This is a genomic window from Enterobacter sp. R-25 (genome assembly GCF_049913205.1).
Lineage (GTDB): Bacteria > Pseudomonadota > Gammaproteobacteria > Enterobacterales > Enterobacteriaceae > Enterobacter > Enterobacter ludwigii.
This window is the reverse complement of the sequence record NZ_CP183982.1, coordinates 1,221,843-1,243,566: the sequence shown is the minus strand read 5'-3', so window position 1 is coordinate 1,243,566 and position 21,724 is coordinate 1,221,843. Positions and strand designations below refer to the sequence as shown.

The 21,724-nt window shown below is 59.7% G+C and carries 18 protein-coding genes; 9 read left to right on the top strand and 9 right to left on the bottom strand.

Features of this window, described 5'->3' with window-relative positions:
- Nucleotides 1-208 precede the first annotated feature (208 nt).
- Genes ACN9MQ_RS05860 through ACN9MQ_RS05850 form a run of 3 tightly spaced genes read left to right on the top strand, consistent with a single transcriptional unit; the run spans nt 209 to nt 2,518 of the window.
- Nucleotides 209-931, top strand: coding sequence for a nucleoside recognition domain-containing protein (locus ACN9MQ_RS05860; RefSeq protein ID WP_426021318.1), 723 nt, complete (start codon nt 209-211; stop codon nt 929-931).
- Nucleotides 928-1,392, top strand: coding sequence for a YjiG family protein (locus ACN9MQ_RS05855; protein WP_014169076.1), 465 nt, complete (start codon nt 928-930; stop codon nt 1,390-1,392). The genes ACN9MQ_RS05860 and ACN9MQ_RS05855 overlap by 4 nt, the downstream gene beginning before the upstream one ends.
- A 13-nt stretch (nt 1,393-1,405) precedes the next feature.
- The gene (locus tag ACN9MQ_RS05850) at nt 1,406-2,518 is read left to right on the top strand and encodes a M20 family metallopeptidase (protein ID WP_148576454.1); all 1,113 of its coding nucleotides are present in this window, start codon (nt 1,406-1,408) and stop codon (nt 2,516-2,518) included.
- 47 nt (nt 2,519-2,565) lie between these two features.
- Here ACN9MQ_RS05850 and entH read toward each other — a convergent pair whose 3' ends face one another.
- Genes entH through entC form a run of 5 tightly spaced genes read right to left on the bottom strand, consistent with a single transcriptional unit; the run spans nt 2,566 to nt 7,395 of the window.
- A complete protein-coding gene (gene entH / locus ACN9MQ_RS05845; RefSeq protein WP_014169074.1) occupies nt 2,566-2,979 on the bottom strand; it encodes a proofreading thioesterase EntH in 414 nt (137 codons plus the stop codon).
- Nucleotides 2,980-3,735, bottom strand: coding sequence for a 2,3-dihydro-2,3-dihydroxybenzoate dehydrogenase EntA (gene entA, locus ACN9MQ_RS05840; RefSeq protein ID WP_020885024.1), 756 nt, complete (start codon nt 3,733-3,735; stop codon nt 2,980-2,982).
- Nucleotides 3,735-4,589: an isochorismatase gene (locus ACN9MQ_RS05835; RefSeq protein WP_014169072.1), complete on the bottom strand. Its 855-nt coding sequence runs from the start codon at nt 4,587-4,589 to the stop codon at nt 3,735-3,737. Before ACN9MQ_RS05835 ends, entA begins: the two co-directional genes overlap by 1 nt.
- A gap of 10 nt (nt 4,590-4,599) precedes the next feature.
- Nucleotides 4,600-6,210, bottom strand: coding sequence for a (2,3-dihydroxybenzoyl)adenylate synthase EntE (gene entE / locus ACN9MQ_RS05830; protein WP_020885025.1), 1,611 nt, complete (start codon nt 6,208-6,210; stop codon nt 4,600-4,602).
- Between the two features lie 9 nt (nt 6,211-6,219).
- The gene (entC, locus tag ACN9MQ_RS05825) at nt 6,220-7,395 is read right to left on the bottom strand and encodes an isochorismate synthase EntC (RefSeq protein WP_014169070.1); all 1,176 of its coding nucleotides are present in this window, start codon (nt 7,393-7,395) and stop codon (nt 6,220-6,222) included.
- Nucleotides 7,396-7,582: 187 nt separating this feature from the next.
- Between entC and fepB the strand changes: the two genes are divergently transcribed.
- Nucleotides 7,583-8,542, top strand: a complete 960-nt coding sequence (fepB, locus tag ACN9MQ_RS05820; protein WP_426262688.1) for a Fe2+-enterobactin ABC transporter substrate-binding protein — start codon at nt 7,583-7,585, stop codon at nt 8,540-8,542.
- 44 nt (nt 8,543-8,586) lie between these two features.
- Here the strand turns inward: fepB and entS are convergent, their stop codons facing one another.
- Entirely contained in the window at nt 8,587-9,834 is a 1,248-nt protein-coding gene (gene entS, locus ACN9MQ_RS05815; RefSeq protein WP_014169068.1) for an enterobactin transporter EntS, read from the bottom strand.
- A 108-nt stretch (nt 9,835-9,942) separates the two neighbouring features.
- Between entS and fepD the strand changes: the two genes are divergently transcribed.
- From fepD to fepC, 3 genes are read left to right on the top strand one after another with little or no spacing between them, the layout of a single operon-like run.
- The gene (fepD, locus tag ACN9MQ_RS05810) at nt 9,943-10,947 is read left to right on the top strand and encodes a Fe(3+)-siderophore ABC transporter permease (RefSeq protein ID WP_426021319.1); all 1,005 of its coding nucleotides are present in this window, start codon (nt 9,943-9,945) and stop codon (nt 10,945-10,947) included.
- Nucleotides 10,947-11,936 carry an iron-enterobactin ABC transporter permease gene (fepG, locus tag ACN9MQ_RS05805; protein ID WP_426262728.1) on the top strand — a complete coding sequence of 330 codons (990 nt, stop codon included), beginning with the start codon at nt 10,947-10,949 and terminating at the stop codon, nt 11,934-11,936. Before fepD ends, fepG begins: the two co-directional genes overlap by 1 nt.
- Nucleotides 11,933-12,733 (top strand): iron-enterobactin ABC transporter ATP-binding protein, encoded by an 801-nt coding sequence (gene fepC / locus ACN9MQ_RS05800; protein WP_014169065.1) that lies wholly within the window; start codon nt 11,933-11,935, stop codon nt 12,731-12,733. Before fepG ends, fepC begins: the two co-directional genes overlap by 4 nt.
- Nucleotides 12,734-12,780: 47 nt before the next feature.
- Here fepC and entF read toward each other — a convergent pair whose 3' ends face one another.
- Genes entF through fes form a run of 3 tightly spaced genes read right to left on the bottom strand, consistent with a single transcriptional unit; the run spans nt 12,781 to nt 18,057 of the window.
- The gene (gene entF, locus ACN9MQ_RS05795; RefSeq protein ID WP_426262687.1) at nt 12,781-16,638 is read right to left on the bottom strand and encodes an enterobactin non-ribosomal peptide synthetase EntF; all 3,858 of its coding nucleotides are present in this window, start codon (nt 16,636-16,638) and stop codon (nt 12,781-12,783) included.
- Nucleotides 16,635-16,847, bottom strand: a complete 213-nt coding sequence (locus tag ACN9MQ_RS05790) for an MbtH family protein (protein WP_426262686.1) — start codon at nt 16,845-16,847, stop codon at nt 16,635-16,637. Before ACN9MQ_RS05790 ends, entF begins: the two co-directional genes overlap by 4 nt.
- Nucleotides 16,848-16,857: 10 nt before the next feature.
- A complete protein-coding gene (gene fes / locus ACN9MQ_RS05785) occupies nt 16,858-18,057 on the bottom strand; it encodes an enterochelin esterase (RefSeq protein ID WP_426021321.1) in 1,200 nt (399 codons plus the stop codon).
- Between the two features lie 251 nt (nt 18,058-18,308).
- On the opposite strand from fes, the gene ACN9MQ_RS05780 reads away from it, so the two are divergent.
- Nucleotides 18,309-20,558 (top strand): TonB-dependent siderophore receptor, encoded by a 2,250-nt coding sequence (locus ACN9MQ_RS05780; protein ID WP_020885035.1) that lies wholly within the window; start codon nt 18,309-18,311, stop codon nt 20,556-20,558.
- Between the two features lie 120 nt (nt 20,559-20,678).
- Nucleotides 20,679-21,341: an enterobactin synthase subunit EntD gene (entD, locus tag ACN9MQ_RS05775; RefSeq protein WP_426021322.1), complete on the top strand. Its 663-nt coding sequence runs from the start codon at nt 20,679-20,681 to the stop codon at nt 21,339-21,341.
- Nucleotides 21,342-21,724: the final 383 nt, after the last annotated feature.

The window sequence follows — 21,724 nt, the reverse complement described above, 5'->3', positions numbered from 1 at the left end:
TTTGAAACGCAATAATGCGTGGTCAAACCAGACATTTACACCACATTGTTAAGCCGATCACCTTCCGCTGAAACACCCCTGCCGCCACGGGTCACACTTTTGCCTTTTTCGTCCCGACACCGCCTTACGAAATGATTTGTATCATTTTTTTTGCTCAAAACCTCGCCAGAATGACCCTGCGCAATCGCGTGCATACAAGGAAAAGGATATGAACAGTTCAGTACCTCAGGATCTCAAGGTCGGGCCCGGCGCGTACGTTGCGCTGGCATTCGCAGCCGTTTTCTTCTCTGGCCTGCTGGGCGGAAAAGAGTGGTACGGCGTGTTTGATTTCACCACCCTCAACGGTGCGTTTGGCAAGGTGGTCAGCAAGGCCAGTCTTGAAGACGGCACCCTGACTACCGCCACCAGCGCCTTCCGCGGTACCGGCGGCAGTGGCGCAATGGACGGGTTTCTCTTTGCGCTCGGTTTAATTCCGGCCGTGATGTTTGCCCTCGGGATGATCAACGTGCTGGAGCACTATGGTGCGCTGCGTGCAGCCCGTAAGCTGTTAACGCCGCTGCTGCGCCCGCTGCTGGGTATTCCGGGCACCACCGGGCTGGCGCTGATTGGCAGCCTGCAGAGCACCGATGTGGGTGCATCCCTCACCCGCAACCTGTCCGATGAAGGGCAGATTAGCGAAAAAGAGAAAGACGTTTTCGCCATGTTCCAGTTCTCCGCCGGGGCGATGATCACCAACTTTTTCTCCTCTGGTGCCATCCTCTTTACCCTGGTCGCCGTTGACGGGACGGCCGCGGTGCCGACCTCCATTGGTGCCTGCATCGGCGTGATGTTCATCATGAAGATTGTCGGCGCGAATCTGCTGCGCCTGATCCTGACCGTCATCGGCAAAGATGCCCCCGAGCAACAACCGACACAAGGAGAGACCGTATGAGTGCCCCACAATCTCATCCCGTGATTACCGATGTGTTTGTCGAAGGCGCACGCAAGGGCTGGAGTATTGCCACCGGCAGCACCCTGCCCAACGTGGTCATGGCTTTTATCATCATCAAGGCGCTGGAAATTACCGGGGCACTGAAAGGGCTGGGGATGATCTTCTCCCCGCTGATGGGCCTGTTTGGCCTGCCGGGTGAAGCGGCTGCCGTGCTGATTGGCGGCTGGATGTCGATGGGCGGTGGGATCGGCGTGGCGATCGGCCTGTTTGATAAAGGCATTATTACCGGCGAGCACCTGGCGATTCTGGCACCTGCTATCTATCTGATGGGCTCACAGGTGCAGTATCTCGGCCGCATTCTGGGTGTGATCGGCACCCGCGCCAAACGTATTCCGCTGATGATTGCCATTTCGGTCATCAACGCCTTCTTAGCCATGCTGCTGATGCGCATTATTCTCTGAACAGGACGTTATTATGAACCTTGACCATTATATTGAAGAGCTGAAAACCCTGGTGAACGTGGACTGCGGCACCCGCACTGTCGAAGGCGTCGAAACCGTGGCTGGCATTATTGAAACGCTCTGGCAACGCGAAGGCTGGCACACCGAACGGGTCAATCTGGGCGACAAGGTTGGCCCGGGCGTATTCGTCAGTAATAAGCCACAGGCGGCACAGTTCGACGTTCTGCTGGTCGGCCATCTTGATACGGTATTTGCCCCCGGCACCGTCGCCGAGCGTCCGCTGAGCGAGGACGCCACCCGTCTTTATGGCCCTGGCGTATCGGATATGAAGAGCGGCCTGCTGAATATCTTGTGGGCGATGCGTGAGCTGGACGCAGCCGACCACGATCGTCTGGCCATTGCGATCGCCATGAATCCCGACGAGGAGACCGGCTCCGTCTATTCACACGAATGGATTGGCGAACTGGCAAAACGCGCCCGCTGCGTGCTGGTATGCGAAGCCGCGCGCGCCGACGGTTCGCTGGTGAAGGCTCGCAAAGGGATGGCGGGCTATCACCTGACGTTCAGCGGCGTGGCGGCACACGCGGGTAACGAACCGGAGAAAGGCCGCTCGGCGATAACCGCCCTGGCAAACAGCATTATTGCCATTAATGCCCTGACCGACCAGGAACGTGGCACCACGCTCAACGTCGGCGTGATCCACGGCGGCAGCGCGGCAAACGTGGTGGCCGATAAAGCCGTTGCCGAGCTGGACGTGCGTTTCTGGGAAAACGATGAGTACAGCCGGGTGAACCAGGCGCTGGAGGCATTGTGTGAAAAAGGCTTTTTAGAGGGCGTCACGACCTCGCTGACGCGCGTGAACCACAAACCGGCGATGGCAGCAAGTAAAGCCACGCAGGCGCTGATGCAGCAGGTTGAAGCGGCAGGTCAGGCGGAAGGAATAGCCATTACCTGGCAGGCGGTCGGTGGTGGCAGTGATGCCAACCACACCGCCGCGCTGGGCATTCCGACCCTGGACGGGCTGGGGCCGATCGGTGCCGGGTTCCACAGCCCGGCGGAGTGGCTGGATAAAGCGTCGATTGCGCCGAGAATACGCTTGTTGAAGCGGGTGATTTCGATGCTGTAAGCCTTATCCCTCTCCCCAACGGGGAGAGGGATATTGACCGTGCAACGCTAGCCCAAAATTTGGGTACTCAACCGGCAGGTACAGCACCGCCGTCCCTGCTCGTCGAACACCACAATCTCCCAGCTCTGGCTGGTTCGCCCAAGATGCAAGGGCTGACACACTCCGCGCACCTTCCCATGCGATACCGCGCGATGGTGCGTTGCGTTCAGCTCCGTTCCCACCACGCTTTGTCCGTCGCGGGTCATCAGAAACCCGGCCATCGACCCCAGCGTTTCCGCCAGCGCCGCCGATGCCCCGCCGTGCAGCAGACCGAACGGCTGATGGGTACGCGCATCCACGGGCATTTCGGCCTCAAGCGTATCGTCACCGATGCGGGTATAGACGATGCCCAGATGCGCCACCATGGAGTTCAGACTGGTGGCGTTCATTTCTTCACGCGATAAGTGACGTTTCCAGATCATCTACGCCCCCAGCGTGGAGCCGCCGTCCACCACGATATCCTGCAACGTGATATGGCTGGCAGCATCGGAGGCGAGGAACAGCACCGTGCTGGCAATCTCCTGCGGACGGGCGATTTTGCCCAGCGGAATACCGAGCTTGAACTGCTCGCCAAAGCCGCGAATACGCTGCTGCTCAGCATCGTCGCTTTTCCACAGGGTGCGCTGCATATCGGTATCCGTTGACCCGGGCGACACCAGATTACAGCGCACGCCACTGCCCGCCAGTTCAAGCCCGACGGTCAGCGCCAGGCTTTTTAGCGCCGCTTTCGACGCACCGTAGGCGCTCATGCCGATACGCGGCGTGTGGGCCGCGTCAGACGCCACGGTGACAATCGCCCCGCTTTGCTGGCGACGGAACTGGCCCATCGTCTGCTGGAACAGATTAAATGCCCCGCCGACATTAACCGCGAAGGTCTGCTGCCAGTCCTCCTGCGCAATCTGGTCGGTCGCGCCCATACGCAGAATTCCCGCCGCGTTCACCAGCACGTCCAGACGCTCAAGCCTTGCCAGCGCGCGCCCGCACACCTCGCGGACCTGTGCGGCATCCGCGATGTCCAGCGTTTCGGTGGCAAAGGGATACGCTTCCTGCGGGAAGGCCAGATCAAATCCGGTGACCTGCGCGCCCGCTTCAACAAACGCCCGCGCCGTCGCGTAACCGATGCCCTTACCCGCGCCCGTTACCCAGACGGTTTTGCCGGTAAAATCGAACCCCGCCATCACTTCACCTCGCGGGAGAGCAGCGCCCACCAGGCGTCGAGGGTGGGATTTTTCGCCAGCATCACGAAGTCGATGTCGCCGTGCACTTTGCGCCAGCGGGCGGCCAGCGCCATCATGCGCACCGAGTCCAGACCGTAGTCGATCAGGTTTTCGTCATCCATCGGCTCATCTGATTCATCCAGCAGCGGCAGGATGATGTCACGCAGCGCCGCTTTCGTGGCCGGAATGGACGGCAGCAGGTCGTCCGTCATGACCACCCGGCCGGCGCGCCCTGCGACGTAGTTCAGGGACATCAGGTGCTCATCGCGGGTAAAATCGGCCAGCGCATCGGCGATAAAGAACGGTTTGATATCCCGCATAAAGGCGTCTGTAGCGGTCGTCATGCAGCCAATATGGGCGTAAACCCCGGTGATCAGCAGCTGGTTGCGTCCCGTCTCTTTCAGCATCAACTCCAGCGGCGAGCGGTGGAACGCGCTGTAGCGCCACTTCACCAGTACCGTATCGGCTTCATCCGGTGTCAACTGAGACACAATGCGCTGCTGCTCTGGTGAGCGGGTCAGCCCCGGTCCCCACATATCGTTCAGCAGGGCGCGGTCTTCATCGCTTTGCGCTTTCGGCTGCGCGGTGTAGTAAACCGGAATATTGTGTTGCTTGCAGTAATCGCGAAGTCTGGCGATATTCGCGACCACCTGGGCCATCATCGGGCTGTTTTCGCCCCAGAAGTTCAGGAAATACTCCTGCATATCATGGATCAACAGCGCGGCACGTTCTGGCTCAAACGCCCAGTTCACTTTGTTGTCTGGCAGGTCTGCGGCCGTCGGCAGCGCATAAGCGGTTAATTGTGGAATGGCCATACTCTGTTCCTTAGCCCCGGGCGCGTTCAGCTAGCCACAGGCGCAACTGTTTCTTATCGACTTTGCCGACGGGCGTTAACGGAAGCGCATCAACGCTCTCCACGCGGTCCGGCAGTTTAAATTCTGCAACGCCCTGCTCACGCAGGAAGCGGCGCACCTCCACCGCACGCAGTGGCTCTTTCACCACCAGATACGCGCAGCTCTTTTCACCCAGCAGGCTGTCCTCCATGCTCACCAGGGCCGCGTGGATCACCGCGTCGTGGCGCAGCAGCAGGTTTTCAATCTCTTCAGCGGCAATCTTTTCGCCGCCACGGTTGATCTGATCTTTCTCCCGTCCCTGAACGGTGATGTAGCCCTGTTCGTCAATGGCGATCAGATCGCCGGAGCAGTAAAAGCCGTCCGCATCAAAGGCGCTGGCGTTGTGCTCCGGACTGTTGAAATAGCCGCGGAAGGTATACGGCCCGCGGGTCATCAGACGCCCGACTTCACCGCGCGGGAGCGGATTACCGTGCTCGTCCGCCACCCACACTTCGTCATCCGGGCACATCGGGCGCCCCTGCGTATTGATAATGCGTTCCGGCGTATCATCGAGCGCGGTGTAGTTCACCAGCCCTTCCGCCATACCAAACACCTGCTGCAGCTGGCAGCCAATTTCTGCCGGAATACGCGCCGCGAGCGACGCGGACAGGCGCGCCCCACCGACCTGCAGCAGCGTCAGCGATGAGAGCGGAGCATTCCCTGCACCGTCGGCAATCGCCTGCAGCCACAGGCTGACCGCCGGGGGCACCAGCGAGGTAACCGTGATCTGATGTTTTTCTATCAGCGGGAAGCAGATCGTGGCGCTCGGATCGTTTGCCAGCACCACGCAGCCCCCCGCCGTAAAGACGCCTAACGAGCCGGGTGAGCTCATGGCGTAGTTATGGGCCGCTGGCAGCGCATTCAGATAACGCGTGTCCGCGGTAATCCCGCAGATCGCATTGCTGCGACGGATGCTGTAGTCATAGTCGTTATGCGTACGCGGGATCAGCTTCGGCGTGCCGGTGCTCCCGCCCGAGAGCTGGAAGAACGCCACTTCGTCGGCAGGGGTCGGGTTCGGAATGAAATTTTCTGCCGGATGCGCAATCGCCGCGTCCAGCGCATGTTCACCCTTGTCGCCGCGCAGCAGCACGACGCGTACCGAACGGTGCTCATCGACAAAAGTATTGAGGAAGTCATCCCCTGCAAACAGGGCGTGCTCGCGATCGGCTATCAGCAGCGCAGGTTTGATCTGCGCGGCGTAGGCGTTCAGCTCCGAGCGCTGATGGCTAAAGAGCGCATTGACCGGCGCCACGCCCACCTGCAGCAGGGCGAAAAAGGTCATGTAAAACTCGCACACGTTGCCCAGCTGCACCAGCGCCGTTTCACCTCGATGAAGCCCCAACGCCTGCAGCCGCGATGCCAGGTTATTCACGGCCTGGTTAAACTCGCGGTACGTTATGCGACGGTCACCGTCGACGATCGCCACCGCATCGTTATTCGCCTGATCCGTCAGGATGTGGGTCAGCGGCAGATCCTGCCAGTAGCCTTTTTCACGGTAGCGCCGGGCAAAATCCTCGGGCCAACGGGTAAAGGGAAGGGTCATGAGTGTTCCTTAGTGCAAACCAAAAACATTGAGCATGGTGGAGAGTTTTACGCCGGTTTCACGCCACTCGCCCACGGGTGAAGAGGCCGGGACAATGCCCGCGCCGGCAAACAGGCGAACGGTATTCTGCTGCAGACGTGCGCAGCGGATGGTGACCACCCATTCGCCATTGCCTTCACTGTCACACCAGCCGACGATGCCGCCGAACAGCTCGCGATCGAACGGCTCCAGCCCGGCGATCAATGCCTTAGCAGCCTGATGCGGGAAACCGCTCAGGGCTGGCGTCGGGTGCAGCAGGCAGGCCAGCGTCAGCGCGTTTTCGTTTTCACGCGCCTCACCTTCCACCGGCGTGGCCAGATGCCAGAGCGTGGGGGTGGTGATCAACTGTGGGGAGGACGGCATGCTGAGGTGATGGCTGCGCGGTTTGAGAATGGCTTTCATCGCCTGGGTCACCAGGTCATGCTCGTGACGATCTTTTTCGGACGCCAGCAGCTTGTTACCCGCCTCGCGATCCAGCACGTCATCCGGCTGACGACGCGCGGAGCCTGCCAGCGGCAGAGAGCTAAAATGCGCCCCTTCTTTACGCAGCAGCAGTTCCGGGCTTGCGCCGAGCAGCACGCCACCGTCTTCCAGCGGTACGTGGAAGTTGTAGCTGGCCGGGTTCTGGGCGATCAGCCGCTCCATGAGCGCACCGCTATCAATCGGTTTGTCGGTAACGATATCAATCAGGCGCGACAGCACCACTTTGTTCACCTGCGGCGTGGCGGTGAGGGCAGCCGCGCGGGCGACCATCTCTTCAAATACCGGCTGCGGCGGGATCTCGGTGCGTTTTTCCACCTTCAGCGCCTGTGAGCCAGCAACATAGCGGGCGGACTGCTGACGCGCCGGGCGAGAAAAGGTCTGCCAGCGTTGCGGTATAAACAGAGACGACGGCTTGCGGGTATCAAACGGAATGGCACCCACCATCACAGGATGGGCAATGCCGCTGGCTTTTGCGTTGCGGAAAGCCTGGGCTAATTTCTGCTGAAACTGTCCTGCCGGATCGTCACCCCCGACGGCGGATTCAGAGAAGCGGGAAAAACAGCCGGACGTGGTAAAACTGCGGTAAGGCGACATAAAGAAAAAGCTGTCTGATTGCAGCGTGCTGGCGGTGTGCTGAACTTCCTCAGCCAGGGACGTATCCATTTCATCCTCCTAAAATGATAAAGGCAGTAATAATGATTATCATTTATATTTACGCTCGCTAACCTAATCTCACATCGCGTCGCTGTCAACCGCAGAGCAAACATCTTCTTCGGGTAACGCTTGCATCCCGTCGTTGCAGACATGAAAATGAGAAGCATTAACTTCAACAGAAACAGGATGCCACGTTGTGAAATGTCTTGCCGTCTGCCGTAATCTCCTGCTTTTCATCGGACTTTTTGTTTTAGGACTTACCTCAGCGCTTGCCGCCGACTGGCCGCGTCAGGTGACAGACAGCCGCGGCGTGCATACGCTTGAGCACAAACCGACGCGCATCGTCTCCACCAGCGTGACCCTGACCGGCTCCCTGCTGGCGATTGACGCGCCGGTTATTGCCAGCGGCGCCACCACGCCCAACAACCGCGTGGCGGATGCGCAGGGATTCCTGCGCCAGTGGGGCGATATTGCGAAACAGCGTCAGCTTGCGCGTCTGTACATTGGCGAGCCGAGCGCCGAAGCGGTGGCCGCCCAGATGCCAGACCTGATTTTGATCAGCGCCACCGGCGGGGATTCGGCGCTGGCGTTGTATGACCAGCTTTCAGCTATCGCGCCGACGCTTGTTATTAACTACGACGACAAAAGCTGGCAGGCGCTGCTAAAACAGCTCGGCACAATCACGGGTCAGGAAAAACAGGCCGCCGAGCGCATCGCCGCGTTTGATAAGCAGCTTGCCCAGGTGAAACAGCAGATGACATTACCGCCGCAGCCGGTGAACGCCATCGTCTACACCGCCGCCGCACACTCGGCAAACCTGTGGACGACGGAATCCGCTCAGGGCCAGTTATTACAGCAGTTGGGCTTTACGCTGGCTGAACTGCCTGCCGGATTGCACACCTCAAAAAGCCAGGGTCAACGTCACGATATTATTCAGTTAGGCGGGGAAAATCTGGCAACCGGGCTGAACGGCGAAGGGCTGTTCCTGTTTGCCGGTGATCAGAAAGATGTGGATGCGATTTACGCCAATCCGCTGCTGGCGCACCTTCCTGCCGTGCAGAACAAGCGCGTCTGGGCACTGGGAACAGAGACGTTCCGCCTGGATTATTACAGTGCAATGCGGGTACTGCAGCGTTTAGACGCACTGTTCAGGTAAGAGGCTAACCCGGCCCTCTTGGTGAGAGGGGCGGTGTGAACGCGTCAGGCCGCACTGTCGTTCAACACAACCTCCTGCCTGAACCGACGCAGCTCAACCAGGACCACCAGCAATATCACTCCCAGCATAGCCAGGACAAAGCCGCTGCTGCTCGCTGAAGCCACCGGGGTCATTATCGCCCCCAGCCCGCCGAGGATAGCCGCGCCAATGGCATCGCCCGTCACGTTCTGTGCGGTCCACAGACCGTTGATACGCCCCAGCATCCCTTCCGGCGTCTGGGTCTGGATCAGGGTGTACTGCAGCAATGAACTGATGGCGCTCAGCCAGCCAAAAATCACCAGGCACATTACGCCCAGCGCCCATACCGGCATCAGGCTGAAGAAACCAATCGCAATAAACGACGCCAGGGTAGCCAGCAGCATGATCAGCCCGGGACGCGCACTCTGCGCCAGGTTACCGCTGGTCAACGCGCCGCATGCCGCGCCGAGCGGAATAGCCGCGTACAGCACGCCGATTTCCGACGCGCTCATCTGCCACACGCCCGCCAGCGCCGGGTAAAGCACGCGTACGGCACTGGCCATCGTCAGCAGACCGCCGAGCAGCGCAATACCACCTATCAACGGATTGCTGAACAGAAAACGGATCGCGGCCATCAGTGATGTCAGCGGATGTTCGCGCGGCTGTGGCGGAGGCGGCAGGCGCGGCAAACGCAGGAGCGTGAGCGTAGTGATAAAGGTGCCCGCCGCCGCCAGCCCATAGTTCCACGCCACGTTGCCGGTCGCCAGCAGCAGGCCACCGACCATCGGTGAAATTACCGACCCGAGGCGCACGGTCAGCATGGTGATTGCCCCCGCCTGCATCAGGTTTTCGCGCCCGACCAGCGCGGGCGTGGCTGCCAGCAGCGCCGTGACGCCGAGTGACGCAAAAAAACCGTCCCACAGACCGAGGGCGTAAATGGCAATCAGTGACGGCTCCGGCAGCATGGCGTTCAGACACAGCCCGATAAAGCCTACGCCGCACGTGCCGCGTGCCAGCAGGATCAGTTTTTTACGCTCATACCGGTCCGCCAGCACGCCGCCCACCATCAGGCCGATAAACATCGCCCCACCGGTTAAGGTGACCGAAAGCCCCACCAGCCAGCTGGAGTGGGTCATGGACTGGATCTGCACCGGCACGGCAACGCCAAGCAGGCCGAGGGAGAGGATGGAGATAAAACGGGCGATAAAGACAGCGCGGTATGCGGGGTGCGTCTTCAGCAGGCTGAGGTTGAGCAGCCAGGATTTTTGATTCATGACAAGGCCTTGAGTGTATTTCTACCAATTCCATTGGCGCACATGCTAACATAGCCAAATAAGATAGATAACGATAATCACTATCATTATCAAATCATGGATGTTGCTATGTCGTTTTCCTCTTCCGCGGTGCGCGCCATTGCCGTGCCCGTGTTATTGCTACTGTTAATCCTTGCGATTGCACTCAGTTTGCTGGTCGGCGCGAAGCCGCTGCCCGCGTCCGTTATTGTCGATGCGCTCACTGGCAGCTGTCAGAGCGCCGACTGCACCATCGTGCTCGATGCCCGCCTTCCCCGTACCCTTGCCGGACTGCTGGCCGGGGGTGCGCTGGGTCTTGCCGGTGCCTTAATGCAAACGCTCACCCGTAACCCGCTGGCCGACCCCGGTATTCTTGGGGTAAACAGCGGTGCCAGCTTTGCGATTGTGCTTGGCGCGGCGCTCTTCGGTTTTACCTCTCCGTCTGAACAACTGGTGATGGCCTTCTGCGGCGCGCTGGCGGCGTCGCTGGTGGTGGCGTTTACCGGTAGCCAGGGTGGCGGACAGCTGAGTCCGGTACGCCTGACGCTGGCGGGCGTGGCGCTCGCCGCCGTGCTGGAAGGGTTATCCAACGGCATCGCCCTGCTTAACCCGGATGTTTACGACCAGCTGCGCTTCTGGCAGGCCGGTTCGCTGGATATCCGCACCCTGGAAACCTTAAAAGTGGTGGTGATCCCGGTCTTCATCGCCGCCGCCGTCGCGCTGTGTTTAAGCCGTGCGCTCAACAGCCTGAGCCTCGGGAGCGACACCGCAACCGCGCTCGGCAACCGCGTGGCGCGCACGCAGCTAACGGGTCTTATCGCGATCACCGTACTGTGCGGCAGCGCAACTGCAGTTGTCGGCCCCATTGCTTTTATCGGCCTGATGATGCCCCACATGGCACGCTGGCTGGTGGGTGCCGATCACCGCTGGTCGCTGCCGGTCACGCTGCTGGCTACCCCTGCCCTGCTGCTGTTCGCGGATGTTGTGGGTCGCCTGCTGGTGCCTGGTGAACTGCGCGTCTCGGTGGTAAGCGCGTTTATCGGTGCACCGGTGCTGATCTTCCTCGTGCGACGTAAACGCGGAGGTGGCGCATGATGGCCCCGTCCCGACGTTTAGTCACCAGCGTGTCGTTGCTGGCCGTCGTCATTCTGATGCTGGCGGTCTGGAGCCTGCGCAGCGGCGCGGTCACGCTCGATTTCGCGCAGGTTTTTAACGCGCTGCTTGGCAGTGCGCCGCGCAATGTCACCCAGGTGGTCACCGAGTGGCGACTGCCGCGCGTGGCGATGGCGATTCTGGTGGGCGCGGCGCTCGGCGTCAGCGGTGCCATTTTTCAGTCGTTGATGCGTAACCCGCTTGGCAGCCCGGACGTAATGGGGCTGAACACCGGTGCCTGGAGCGGCGTGCTGGTGGCGATGGTGCTGTTTGGTCAGCACCTGACGGCCATCACGTTCACCGCGATGACCGGCGGGATAGTCACCGCGCTCATTATCTGGGCGCTGGCCTGGCGCAACGGTATCGACACCTTCCGCCTGATCATTATCGGTATCGGCATTCGCGCCATGTTAATGGCTTTCAACACCTGGCTATTGCTGCAGGCTTCGCTCGACACCGCGCTCTCTGCCGGGCTGTGGTATGCCGGTTCACTCAATGGCCTGACGTGGGGCAAAACCTGGCCCGCTGCCCCGCTAATCCTGGTAATGTTTATTGGCGCGGTGTTGCTGGTACGCCGGATGCGCCTGCTGGAGATGGGCGATGACAGCGCCTGCGCGCTGGGCGTGGGCGTTGAGCGCTCGCGCCTGATGCTGATGCTGGTGGCAGTGTTACTGACCGCTGCCGCCACCGCTATCGCCGGGCCGATCTCGTTTATCGCGCTGGTTGCACCGCACATTGCCCGGCGCATCAGCGGCACGGCGCGCTGGGGATTAACCCAGGCGGCGCTGTGTGGCGCAGCGTTACTGCTGGCCGCCGACCTCTGCGCCCAGCGGTTATTTATGCCTTATCAACTTCCGGTAGGCGTCGTGACCGTCAGCCTCGGCGGGATTTACCTCATCGTCTTGTTAGTTCAGGAGTCACGCAAGAAATGACAAACAGCACAACCCGCTTGCGCGGCGAACACTTAACCCTCGGCTATGGCAAAAAAATCATTGCCCGTGACCTGACGGTGGCTATCCCGGACGGCCATTTTACGGCGATTATCGGCCCGAACGGCTGCGGTAAATCGACCCTGCTGCGCACCCTCAGCCGCCTGATGACGCCGGTTGAGGGCTGCGTGTATCTCGACGGCGAGCAGATCCAGCGCTTTGCCAGCAAAGAGGTGGCGCGCCGTATTGGCCTGCTGGCGCAAAACGCCACCACGCCTGGGGATATCACGGTGCAGGAACTGGTCTCGCGCGGGCGCTATCCGCATCAGCCGCTGTTTACTCGCTGGCGTAAAGAGGATGATGAGGCGGTGAAGCGGGCGATGCAGGCGACGGGCATTACCGATCTGGCCCGGCAAAGCGTGGATACGCTCTCCGGCGGGCAGCGCCAGCGGGCGTGGATTGCGATGGTGCTGGCGCAGGAAACCGCCATCATGCTGCTGGACGAGCCAACCACATGGCTGGATATCAGCCATCAGATCGATCTGCTGGAGTTGTTGAGCGAGCTGAACCGCACGCAGGGCTATACGCTGGCGGCCGTGCTGCATGATTTAAATCAGGCATGCCGCTATGCCACACATTTGATTGCGTTGCGCGACGGCGAAATTGTGGCGCAGGGTGCGCCAAAAGAGATTGTGACGCCGGATCTGATCGCGCAGATCTACGGCATGCGCTGCATGATTATCGACGATCCCGTGGCCGGTACGCCGCTGGTGGTGCCGTTGGGCAAGCGTGCAGTCTGATGCCCTCACCCTCTCCTGGAAGAGAGGGTGAGAGTGAGGGGAAACCGCTACCCCAATATCGCCTTCAGCACCGGTCCTATTGTCTCAAACGCCTGCGGTGAAATGATATCCACGTGGTCGCAATCCTGGCTGTAAACCTCCAGTTCCCCCACCCACGGCGCCCAGGCCTGCTGCGGATCCAGCGTTTGCGTGCGCCCGGCAACAAACAACGTCGCTTTACCGTCGAACCGTGAACTGTGCGCCGTTGTCAGAAGGCGGACGGCATCGGCGTAATTCCCTTCGATGGCGTTAAAGAGCTCGCCAGAGCCTTGCCCCTGCTGCGCGGCGATAAACGCCTGACGCTCGCGTTCGATTTCTGCCAGTACGTCCGGATCGAGACCATTGGCCTCTTTCTCTGCCCAGTTCTGGGTTTCCGGCGGCCAGGTATCCAGCAAGCCGAGAAACGCCACCGCGTCACCCTGCTCGCGCAGACGGGCCGCAATGCCCTGCGCCAGCGTGCCGCCAAGCGAGTAGCCGAACAGATAATACGGCCCCTGCGGCTGTTGCGCGCGCAGCGTCTGCAGATGCTGTTCGATCACCTCGTCCAGCGTAGCGCACTGCTGCATCGGCCCTTCCGGACGCGGCGACTGAATGCCGGTGATTGACCAGCGCGGGCTGAGATAGCGCGCCAGCACGCTAAACTGCCAGGCAAAACCGGATGCCGGATGGAAACAGAACAGCGTCGGACCGTTGCTTTCACGCAGCGGCAGAAGGGTCTCGTAGCCCAGTCGCTGTGCCTGTTCGTCATTCATCGATGAATCCAGCAGCGCGCTGAGCATGCTGACCGTCGAGGCCACCATAATCTGCCCCGGCGTGACCCTGCGGGCAAACGTACGGCTGAGCTGCGCGGCCAGGCGCATCGCCAGCAGGGAATGACCGCCGAGGGCGAAGAAATCGGCATCGATGTCGTTCACCTCACAGCCGAGCAGGGCAGAAAATGCCTGCGCGACGGCCACTTCAGCGTCTGTGTCTGGCGCCCGCCCGGACGTCTTGCGGGTCAATTCCGGCAACGGAAGCGCCTTGCGGTCAAGCTTTCCGTTGGCAGAGAGCGGCAGCGCGCTGATTTGCAGCAGCACCACCGGCACCATATGGGGCGGCAATTGAGCTTTAAGCGAGTGCAGCAGCGCATCGCGGTCCAGCGGCAAGCCGGACCCGGAGACGACATACCCTACCAACTGTCGGGCATCGCCCCCGGTTGCCGCCGCCTGATTAAACACGCACGCGTGCGCTACGGCCTGCGCCACGTCAGGCAGCGAAAGCATCGCACGATCGATTTCGCCGAGCTCGATACGCTGACCACGAATTTTGAGCTGATCGTCACTGCGGCCCAGATATTCCACCGCGCCGTTATCCAGCCAGCGCGCCACGTCGCCGGTGCGGTACATCCGCTCGCCAGGTGCAAAGGGATCGGCAATGAAGCGGCTGGCGGTCAGGTCCGGACGACCGAGATACCCCTGCGCAAGCTGGATCCCGGTAAGATAGAGATCACCGGCCACGCCGAACGGCACCGGACGCATCATCGCATCCAGAATGCGCAGCCCCGTATTCCACACCGGGAAGCCAATCGGCACGCTGTTGCCCGCTACCGCCGCCAGTTCCGGACCCGACGCCGGATACCAGCTCACGTCCACCGCCGCCTCTGTTGGACCATAAAGGTTATGCAACGGGACATGAGTAAGGTGTTCCCACTCCCGACACAGTTCTGTCGGCAGCGCTTCCCCACTGCAGAACACCTGCTTCAGGGTCTGACAGCAGTCGGCATTTCCCGGCGTCAGCGAGGCAACGAATGCCGCCAGCATCGACGGCACAAAGTGTGTCGTGGTCACGCCATAATGCGCGAAGAAGTTCTGCATCGCCTGCGGATCGCGGTGCGCGTCCGGCTCGGCCATCACCAGCTTCGCGCCGGCGATAAAGGGCCACCAGAACTCCCAGACCGAGACATCAAAACTGCACGGCGTCTTTTGCGCCACCACGTCATGCGCGTCCAGCGGATAGTGATCCTGCATCCACATCAGGCGGTTAACGATGGCGGTATGCCCTACCATCACGCCTTTTGGCCGCCCCGTTGAGCCTGAGGTAAAGATGATGTACGCCGTGTGCGCCGGCTTTGCCAGCCGCAGCGGTTCACTGCCCGCAGGAGGTAATAGTGTGTTGTAACTAAATACAGGGACCGGCAGATCGCTAAAGCGCGAAAGCTGATCGTCAGAGGCGATCAGCAGGGACGGTTTCGCGTCCTCCAGCATCATGCGCAGACGATCGTCCGGGTAACCGGTATCCAGCGGCAACCACGCGGCGCCCGCCTCCACGATGCCGTGCAGCGCCAGGGTAAGAAACACCGAGCGCGGCAGGGCTACCGCCACGCTGTCGCCAGGCTTAACGCCGCGTTCCCGCAGTAATGTCGCAAGAGCCACCACCTGCTCGCGCATCTGGCGGTAATTCAGTTCGATGTGCGCATCAGCAAGCGCGGGGGCATCCGGCGTTTTATCCGCCTGGTCTGCCACCAGCTGAGCCAGCGTGGTTGACGGTAGCGCCAGCCCGGTATCATTGATACGCGCCAGCTGCTGGTATTCCTGCTCTGAAACGGTTTCTGCTTCGCCGCAGCGCAAATCCGGGTTGGCAGCAAACTGCATCAGCATGGCGTTCAGACGTGCAACGTGGCGCGTTAGCGTCGCTTCATCGTAGCGCTGCTTATTGGCAAGGATTTCAATACTCAGGCCGCCCTGCTCGTCCGGGAACAGCGCCAGTTCAAGGTCATTGACCGGGCCAGTGGCCAGCGTATGGGTGATGGCGTCCACGCCATCCATATCCAGCTGATAATCAAACACCTTGACGTTCAGTACCGGGCCAAACAGCGCGTCATCGCCCGCAGCACGTCCGCTGTCACGCACGATCTGCTCGGCGTCATAACGCTGATGGCGACGCATTTTTTTCAGCTGATTTGCCAGACGATGCGCCAGCGCAGGCAGGCTTTCGTGCGGGGCGATGTTCACCGCCAGCGGCAGCACGTTCAGCACCGGACCGGTTGCCGTTAAGGCCGCCGACCCCATTCGGCGCATAAAGATAAACCCGGCGGAGTAGTCCAGCCGTCCGGTCAGACGCCCGATCCACAGCGCCACCAGCGCAAGCGCCAGATCGGTACGCTGAACCGGCCCCGCCGCCTGAGCAAGCCGGGTAAAGGCGCGGCGGTCAGCCGTCACCTTCAGACGCAGAATATCGGTGGTCGCCGCACGGCCCGGCAGCGGTGCCGACGACAGCGAGACCGGGGAAGGAAGCTGCTTACGCTGCTCCGCCCAGAACGCCCCGTCGCGCTGATACGCTTCGCTGTCGCGATAGCGCTGGTACTCCTCCACCACCTCGACGAAAGGGGTAAACGGCGACGCGGGCGTGGGCTCGCCGTTTTGCCATGCGCGATAAATAGCGGCGATCTGACGGGTAATCGCCGGAAAACTGAAGCCATCCACCACCAGATGATGATATCGCTGATACCAGTACCAGTGCCCTTCGCCTACCTGAATCAGCTGATGGAACGCCAGCGGCTGACCGCTGTCCACGCGCAGGTTCTGGTTTAAATCCGCCGCCATCCAGGCCATCGCCGCGTCATGGGATTCGGCGCAAACCACGGACGGTTCAGGCAGTGACATAGCATCATCCACCCACTGCCAAACCTCGCCATTCTCTTGCACAAAACGCATGCGCAGGGTGTCGGCCTGCCTCATTCCTACAACAATGGCTTTTGCCAGCAGCGGTGCGTCAATATTGCCCTTCAGCTCGGTGTAGTGCGCCACGCTCCAGGCGTTTGGCATGGAGGAAAGCTGCTCCGCCATCCAGATACCCGGCTGGGCGGCGACAAGGGGAAGACGGTTCATGCTTTCTCTCCCGCAAAATAAGACGGTTGCAGGGTTTGCCAGTGGTCGGCGAGCCACTGCTGACAGGCTTCCTGAGACTGCGCTTCACAGACCACGCGCCAGCCCGCCGGCAGCTGGCACTGCTGCGGCCACAGACTGTACTGTCCCTGGTCGTTACGCAAAATAGCAAAGTGACCCTGCGGATTATCGAAAGGGTTGCTGAATTCCATACAGACTCCGTTAGTGAATAAGCGGCTGCCAGAGGGTCATCAGCCCCTGCGTCAGCCCACCGCGCCAGCAAAGCGCGTCGTGTCCGCCGTCAACCTGACGCCAGATAACCGGTTGCTGCGGGTGCAGTTCGGCGTAGATCGCCTGATTCGCGCGGAAGATGAGCGGCTCATTGCGTCCGGCCTCAAGAACGATACGCAGCCCGCGCGCGGTGAGGTCGCCCGCTTTAAGTTGTTCGATGAGCAACCCGTCCTGCTGACCGCCACGGTGCGGCCACCAGTAGGAGCCGGACTGGCTTAATACGCAGCCAAAGCGCTCGGGCCAGTTAAGCCCGGCATAAAGTGAAGAGAGGCCGCCAAAGCTTTGACCCGCGACTACCGTTCGGTCGGCGCGGTCGCTGAACGAAGTGCGGCTGTTCACCCGCGGGAGAAGTTCCTCCTGCACCGCCTGCCAGAAATCCGGGTTGCAGGGCAACTCGTGATTGCGGTGCGCCATGTCGATCACATCGATTAGGACGTAGACGGCAGGCGGCAATTTGCCTGCGTTTGTCAGCGCGGTTAGCGGAGACCACACGGGCATGCTTTCGGCCCAGAACTGGCCGTCGAGCAGTACGGCAAGCGGCCGCTCCGGGCTGTCTTCACCGGTGGTGAAAACCCACACCCGGCGGCGGTTATTCAGACGCACGCTTTCCCATTCAAAGCAGACGGGCGCGTTGCCGGGCGTTGCGGGCGTGTTCCAGCCAGGCTGAACCGGGGCCTCGGGCATTTCGAGCGCCGAGACGGGATTCCCGCGTCCGCCGCGCCAGCTTTGCGGATTTAGCGGATCGGCCATCGCCGCAGGGAGCAACTTTCGCCAGCCTTCACGCAGCGCCAAACGATCGGGTTGCTCGCCGTGGAAGACCGCGTCGGCAAAATCATCTTCGTTCACTGAGGGGATAAAACAGTAGCTGCCGCGCCATTGCGGGGTGAACGCGCCCTGCCACTGCCAGACGTCAGTATCAGGAATGCGCTCAAGGGATTGCGGACGGGCATTTTGATGGTGATCGGTCACGCCGGTGATGTAGAGCCAGACGCGTTTTAGCGGCGAGGTCTTTTGCGTTCCTGCCGGATCACGCCACCAGAAAGTGACGCGATAGTGCCCCTTCTCGCGGGTCCATTCGGGTCCGTTTTTCGACTGCCACCAGGCTTCACTTCCCGTTTTTAACCCCGTCACCCGTATAACCTCATGTTTATCAGTCTTTTTTGTTTCAGGACAAATTTTATTGATAATATTATTGATAACTATTTGCATTTGCAATAGCGTAGTGGCCGCGCTGTGGGAAGCGCGCTCATAAAACAACCATGCCACGCGTTGTGTGCGCTCGAGGACGGGGCTGCTTACGCAAACTGCGGGTGACACCATGCCGCCTCCTCTCCCTTTCGGGAATGGAGCCCGGGGATGCGGCGCGAAAAGCAGGACGTACAATGAATAAGAAGATTCACTCCCTGGCCTTGCTGGTCAACTTAGGGATTTACGGCGTTGCGATGCCAGCGCTGGCAGACGACAACACCGCCAACGCGCAGCACGAAGACACCATGGTGATCACCGCCGCAGAGCAAAACCTGCAGGCACCAGGGGTATCGACCATCACCGCCGATGAAATTCGTAAAAACCCGCCCGCACGTGACGTGGCCGAAATCATCCGCACCATGCCTGGCGTTAACCTGACCGGGAACTCCACCAGCGGACAGCGCGGCAATAACCGTCAGATTGATATTCGTGGTATGGGTCCGGAAAACACCCTGATCCTGATTGACGGCAAGCCGGTCACCAGCCGCAACTCCATCCGTCTGGGCTGGCGCGGCGAGCGAGATACCCGCGGTGACACTGGCTGGGTACCGCCAGAGATGATTGAACGCATTGAGGTCATTCGCGGCCCGGCCGCAGCTCGCTACGGTAACGGTGCGGCAGGCGGCGTGGTGAACATCATCACCAAAAAATTCGACAACCAGTGGCATGGCTCCTGGAACACCTATCTTAATGCTCCAGAACATAAGGATGAGGGTTCCACTAAGCGCACCAACTTCAGCCTGAGCGGCCCGCTGGGCGGCGACTTCAGCTTCCGCATGTTTGGTAACCTGGACAAAACCCAGGCCGATGCGTGGGACATTAACCAGGGCCACCAGTCCGATCGTACCGGTACCTATGCCGACACCCTGCCTGCAGGCCGTGAAGGGGTCGAGAACAAAGACATTAACGGCGTGGTCCGCTGGGACTTCGCGCCCATGCAGTCCCTGGAGTTTGAAGCGGGTTACAGCCGCCAGAACAACCTCTACGCGGGTGATACCCAGAACACCAACAACGACAACAGCTCCAGCGGTCTGGTGAAGAAAAACTACGGTAAAGAGACTAACCGTATCTATCGCCAGAACTTTGCGGTGACCTGGAATGGCGGCTGGGATAATGGGATTACCACCAGCAACTGGGCGCAGTACGAGCACACCCGCAATTCGCGTCTCGGCGAAGGCCTGGCAGGCGGTACGGAAGGATTGTTCAACAGCAATAAATTCACCGACACCGACCTGGCTGATGTGATGCTGCACAGCGAAATCAACCTGCCGATTGATTTCCTCGTCAACCAGAACCTGACGCTGGGCACCGAGTGGAACCAGCAGCGCATGAAGGACTCGACCTCCTTCTCGCAAACCCAGCAGGGCGGGACCATTCCGGGGCTCAGCAACGATCGTAGCCCGTATACCTCGGCGGAGATCTTCTCCCTGTTCGCCGAAAACAACATGGAGCTGACGGACAGCACCATGCTGACCCCGGCGCTGCGCTTCGATCACCATACGATCGTCGGTAACAACTGGAGCCCGTCCCTGAACCTGTCGCAAGGCCTGGGTGACGACTTTACGCTGAAGATGGGTATCGCCCGCGCCTATAAAGCGCCGAGCCTGTACCAGACCAACCCGAACTATCTGTTGTACAGCAAAGGCCAGGGCTGCTACGCCAGTTCCGACGGCGTGGGTTGTTACATGATGGGTAATGACGACCTGAAAGCCGAAACCAGCATCAACAAAGAGATTGGTCTGGAGTGGAAACACGACGGCTGGCTGGCGGGCGTGACCTGGTTCCGTAACGACTACCGCAACAAGATTGAAGCGGGGTATGCGCCAGTCGGCCAGACCTCCACCAGTAAAGTGACCACCGATATTTACCAGTGGGAAAACGTGCCTAAAGCGGTGGTTGAAGGTCTGGAAGGCTCCCTGAACGTGCCGGTCAGCGACACGATCAACTGGACCAACAACATCACCTATATGCTGCAAAGTAAGAACAAGGAGACCGGAGACCGTCTGTCGATCATCCCGGAGTACACGCTGAACTCAACCCTGAGCTGGCAGGTACATCAGGATGTGTCGCTGCAGTCGACCTTCACCTGGTACGGCAAGCAGCAGCCGAAGAAGTACAACTACAAAGGCCAGCCGGTGACCGGGTCTGAGAAAGACGAAGTCAGCCCGTACAGCATCGTTGGCCTGAGTGCGACCTGGGACGTGACCAAAAACGTCAGCCTGACCGGCGGCGTGGATAACGTCTTTGATAAACGCCAGTGGCGCGCGGGTAATGCCCAGACCACCGGCAACGCCACAACCGGTGCCTATATGTACGGCGCGGGTGCATACACCTATAATGAGCCGGGCCGAACCTGGTTTATGAGCGTGAACACGCACTTCTAAGGCAGGCTCTGCCTCCCCTCTCCTGCCGGGAGAGGGGCTGAATGTCTCCCTCTCCCGGCAGGAGAGGAGCGGGGTGAAGGCATCAGGCCGCACTATTCCTCAACGTCAGGACGAGAAAACATGCGTACCACCCACTCCACATTTCGTCTTGCCGGAACCACGGTCCATCAAATTACCTTCGATCCTACCACCTTTACCAACGCCGACCTCCTCTGGCTTCCTCACCAGGCCCAGCTAACCGACGCCGGACGAAAACGAAAAACCGAACACCTTGCCGGTCGCCTCGCCGCCGCCCACGCACTCAGAGCGATTAACGAACGCGCCGTTCCCGGCATCGGTCCCAGCGGGGAACCCCTCTGGCCGGAAGGCATCACTGGCAGCATTACCCACAGCGGTACACAGGCGATGGCGGTGGTTGCGCGCTATCCGCATACGCTAATCGGCATTGATCTGGAAGCCATTCTTTCCGAAAACGAAGCTCACGAAATAAAGGAAGGTGTCATCGACGCACAGGAAGAAACACGCCTTTTGCAGTCGGGCAAGCCTTTCGCGCTTACATTGACGCTCGCATTCAGCGCCAAAGAGAGCCTGTTTAAAGCGCTTTTTCCTGTAGTGAGGGAATATATGGGATTTGAATGCGCACGGGTCAGTGCATTGAATGAGAACACGCTGGTATTAAAACTTGCCCAACCCATAGGGTGTTATTACGAGGGATTGTGTTTTAACCTGGCATGGCAAATTATGGACGAAAGCGTATGCACGTTGCTCGTCGTTCAGGAATAGTTTTGACTTTTTATCCGAAAAATTCAACACCCTACTCTTTTGATAAAATATCATTACTGAAAATAAAACAATTATTAATATAAAACCCAACCACAAAAAAATATCCTTGCAGCTTTATCACGCCTAAAATCATGCATAAAAAATATAGCATCTCACAACCTATCTCGATGTGGGAAACATACACCCCTTGAGTGCAAATGTTAAGAGAATCTATTCCTTCCTACTACTTTTAATAGTTAGATAAAACCAATTTAATTTTAGAACATAATCCACAACTCGCCACCATGCTTTCCATAACAGAATTACGCAACGAAACTTAGAGGTAGATCAAAAACCCAAAGATAAAAAAACCGTGAAAGATGAAATAAGTCATTTCCATTTTC

Coding starts and splice junctions, on each gene's coding strand:
- entA (WP_020885024.1), bottom strand. CDS start 3,735: ATGGCGGGGTTCGATTTTACCGGCAAAACCGTCTGGGTAACGGGCGCG.
- ACN9MQ_RS05860 (WP_426021318.1), top strand. CDS start 209: ATGAACAGTTCAGTACCTCAGGATCTCAAGGTCGGGCCCGGCGCGTAC.
- entS (WP_014169068.1), bottom strand. CDS start 9,834: ATGAATCAAAAATCCTGGCTGCTCAACCTCAGCCTGCTGAAGACGCAC.
- ACN9MQ_RS05780 (WP_020885035.1), top strand. CDS start 18,309: ATGAATAAGAAGATTCACTCCCTGGCCTTGCTGGTCAACTTAGGGATT.
- ACN9MQ_RS05790 (WP_426262686.1), bottom strand. CDS start 16,847: ATGGAATTCAGCAACCCTTTCGATAATCCGCAGGGTCACTTTGCTATT.
- fepD (WP_426021319.1), top strand. CDS start 9,943: ATGTCGTTTTCCTCTTCCGCGGTGCGCGCCATTGCCGTGCCCGTGTTA.
- ACN9MQ_RS05835 (WP_014169072.1), bottom strand. CDS start 4,589: ATGGCCATTCCACAATTAACCGCTTATGCGCTGCCGACGGCCGCAGAC.
- entC (WP_014169070.1), bottom strand. CDS start 7,395: ATGGATACGTCCCTGGCTGAGGAAGTTCAGCACACCGCCAGCACGCTG.
- fepC (WP_014169065.1), top strand. CDS start 11,933: ATGACAAACAGCACAACCCGCTTGCGCGGCGAACACTTAACCCTCGGC.
- entD (WP_426021322.1), top strand. CDS start 20,679: ATGCGTACCACCCACTCCACATTTCGTCTTGCCGGAACCACGGTCCAT.
- entH (WP_014169074.1), bottom strand. CDS start 2,979: ATGATCTGGAAACGTCACTTATCGCGTGAAGAAATGAACGCCACCAGT.
- entF (WP_426262687.1), bottom strand. CDS start 16,638: ATGAACCGTCTTCCCCTTGTCGCCGCCCAGCCGGGTATCTGGATGGCG.
- ACN9MQ_RS05850 (WP_148576454.1), top strand. CDS start 1,406: ATGAACCTTGACCATTATATTGAAGAGCTGAAAACCCTGGTGAACGTG.
- entE (WP_020885025.1), bottom strand. CDS start 6,210: ATGACCCTTCCCTTTACCCGTTGGCCCGAGGATTTTGCCCGGCGCTAC.
- ACN9MQ_RS05855 (WP_014169076.1), top strand. CDS start 928: ATGAGTGCCCCACAATCTCATCCCGTGATTACCGATGTGTTTGTCGAA.
- fepG (WP_426262728.1), top strand. CDS start 10,947: ATGGCCCCGTCCCGACGTTTAGTCACCAGCGTGTCGTTGCTGGCCGTC.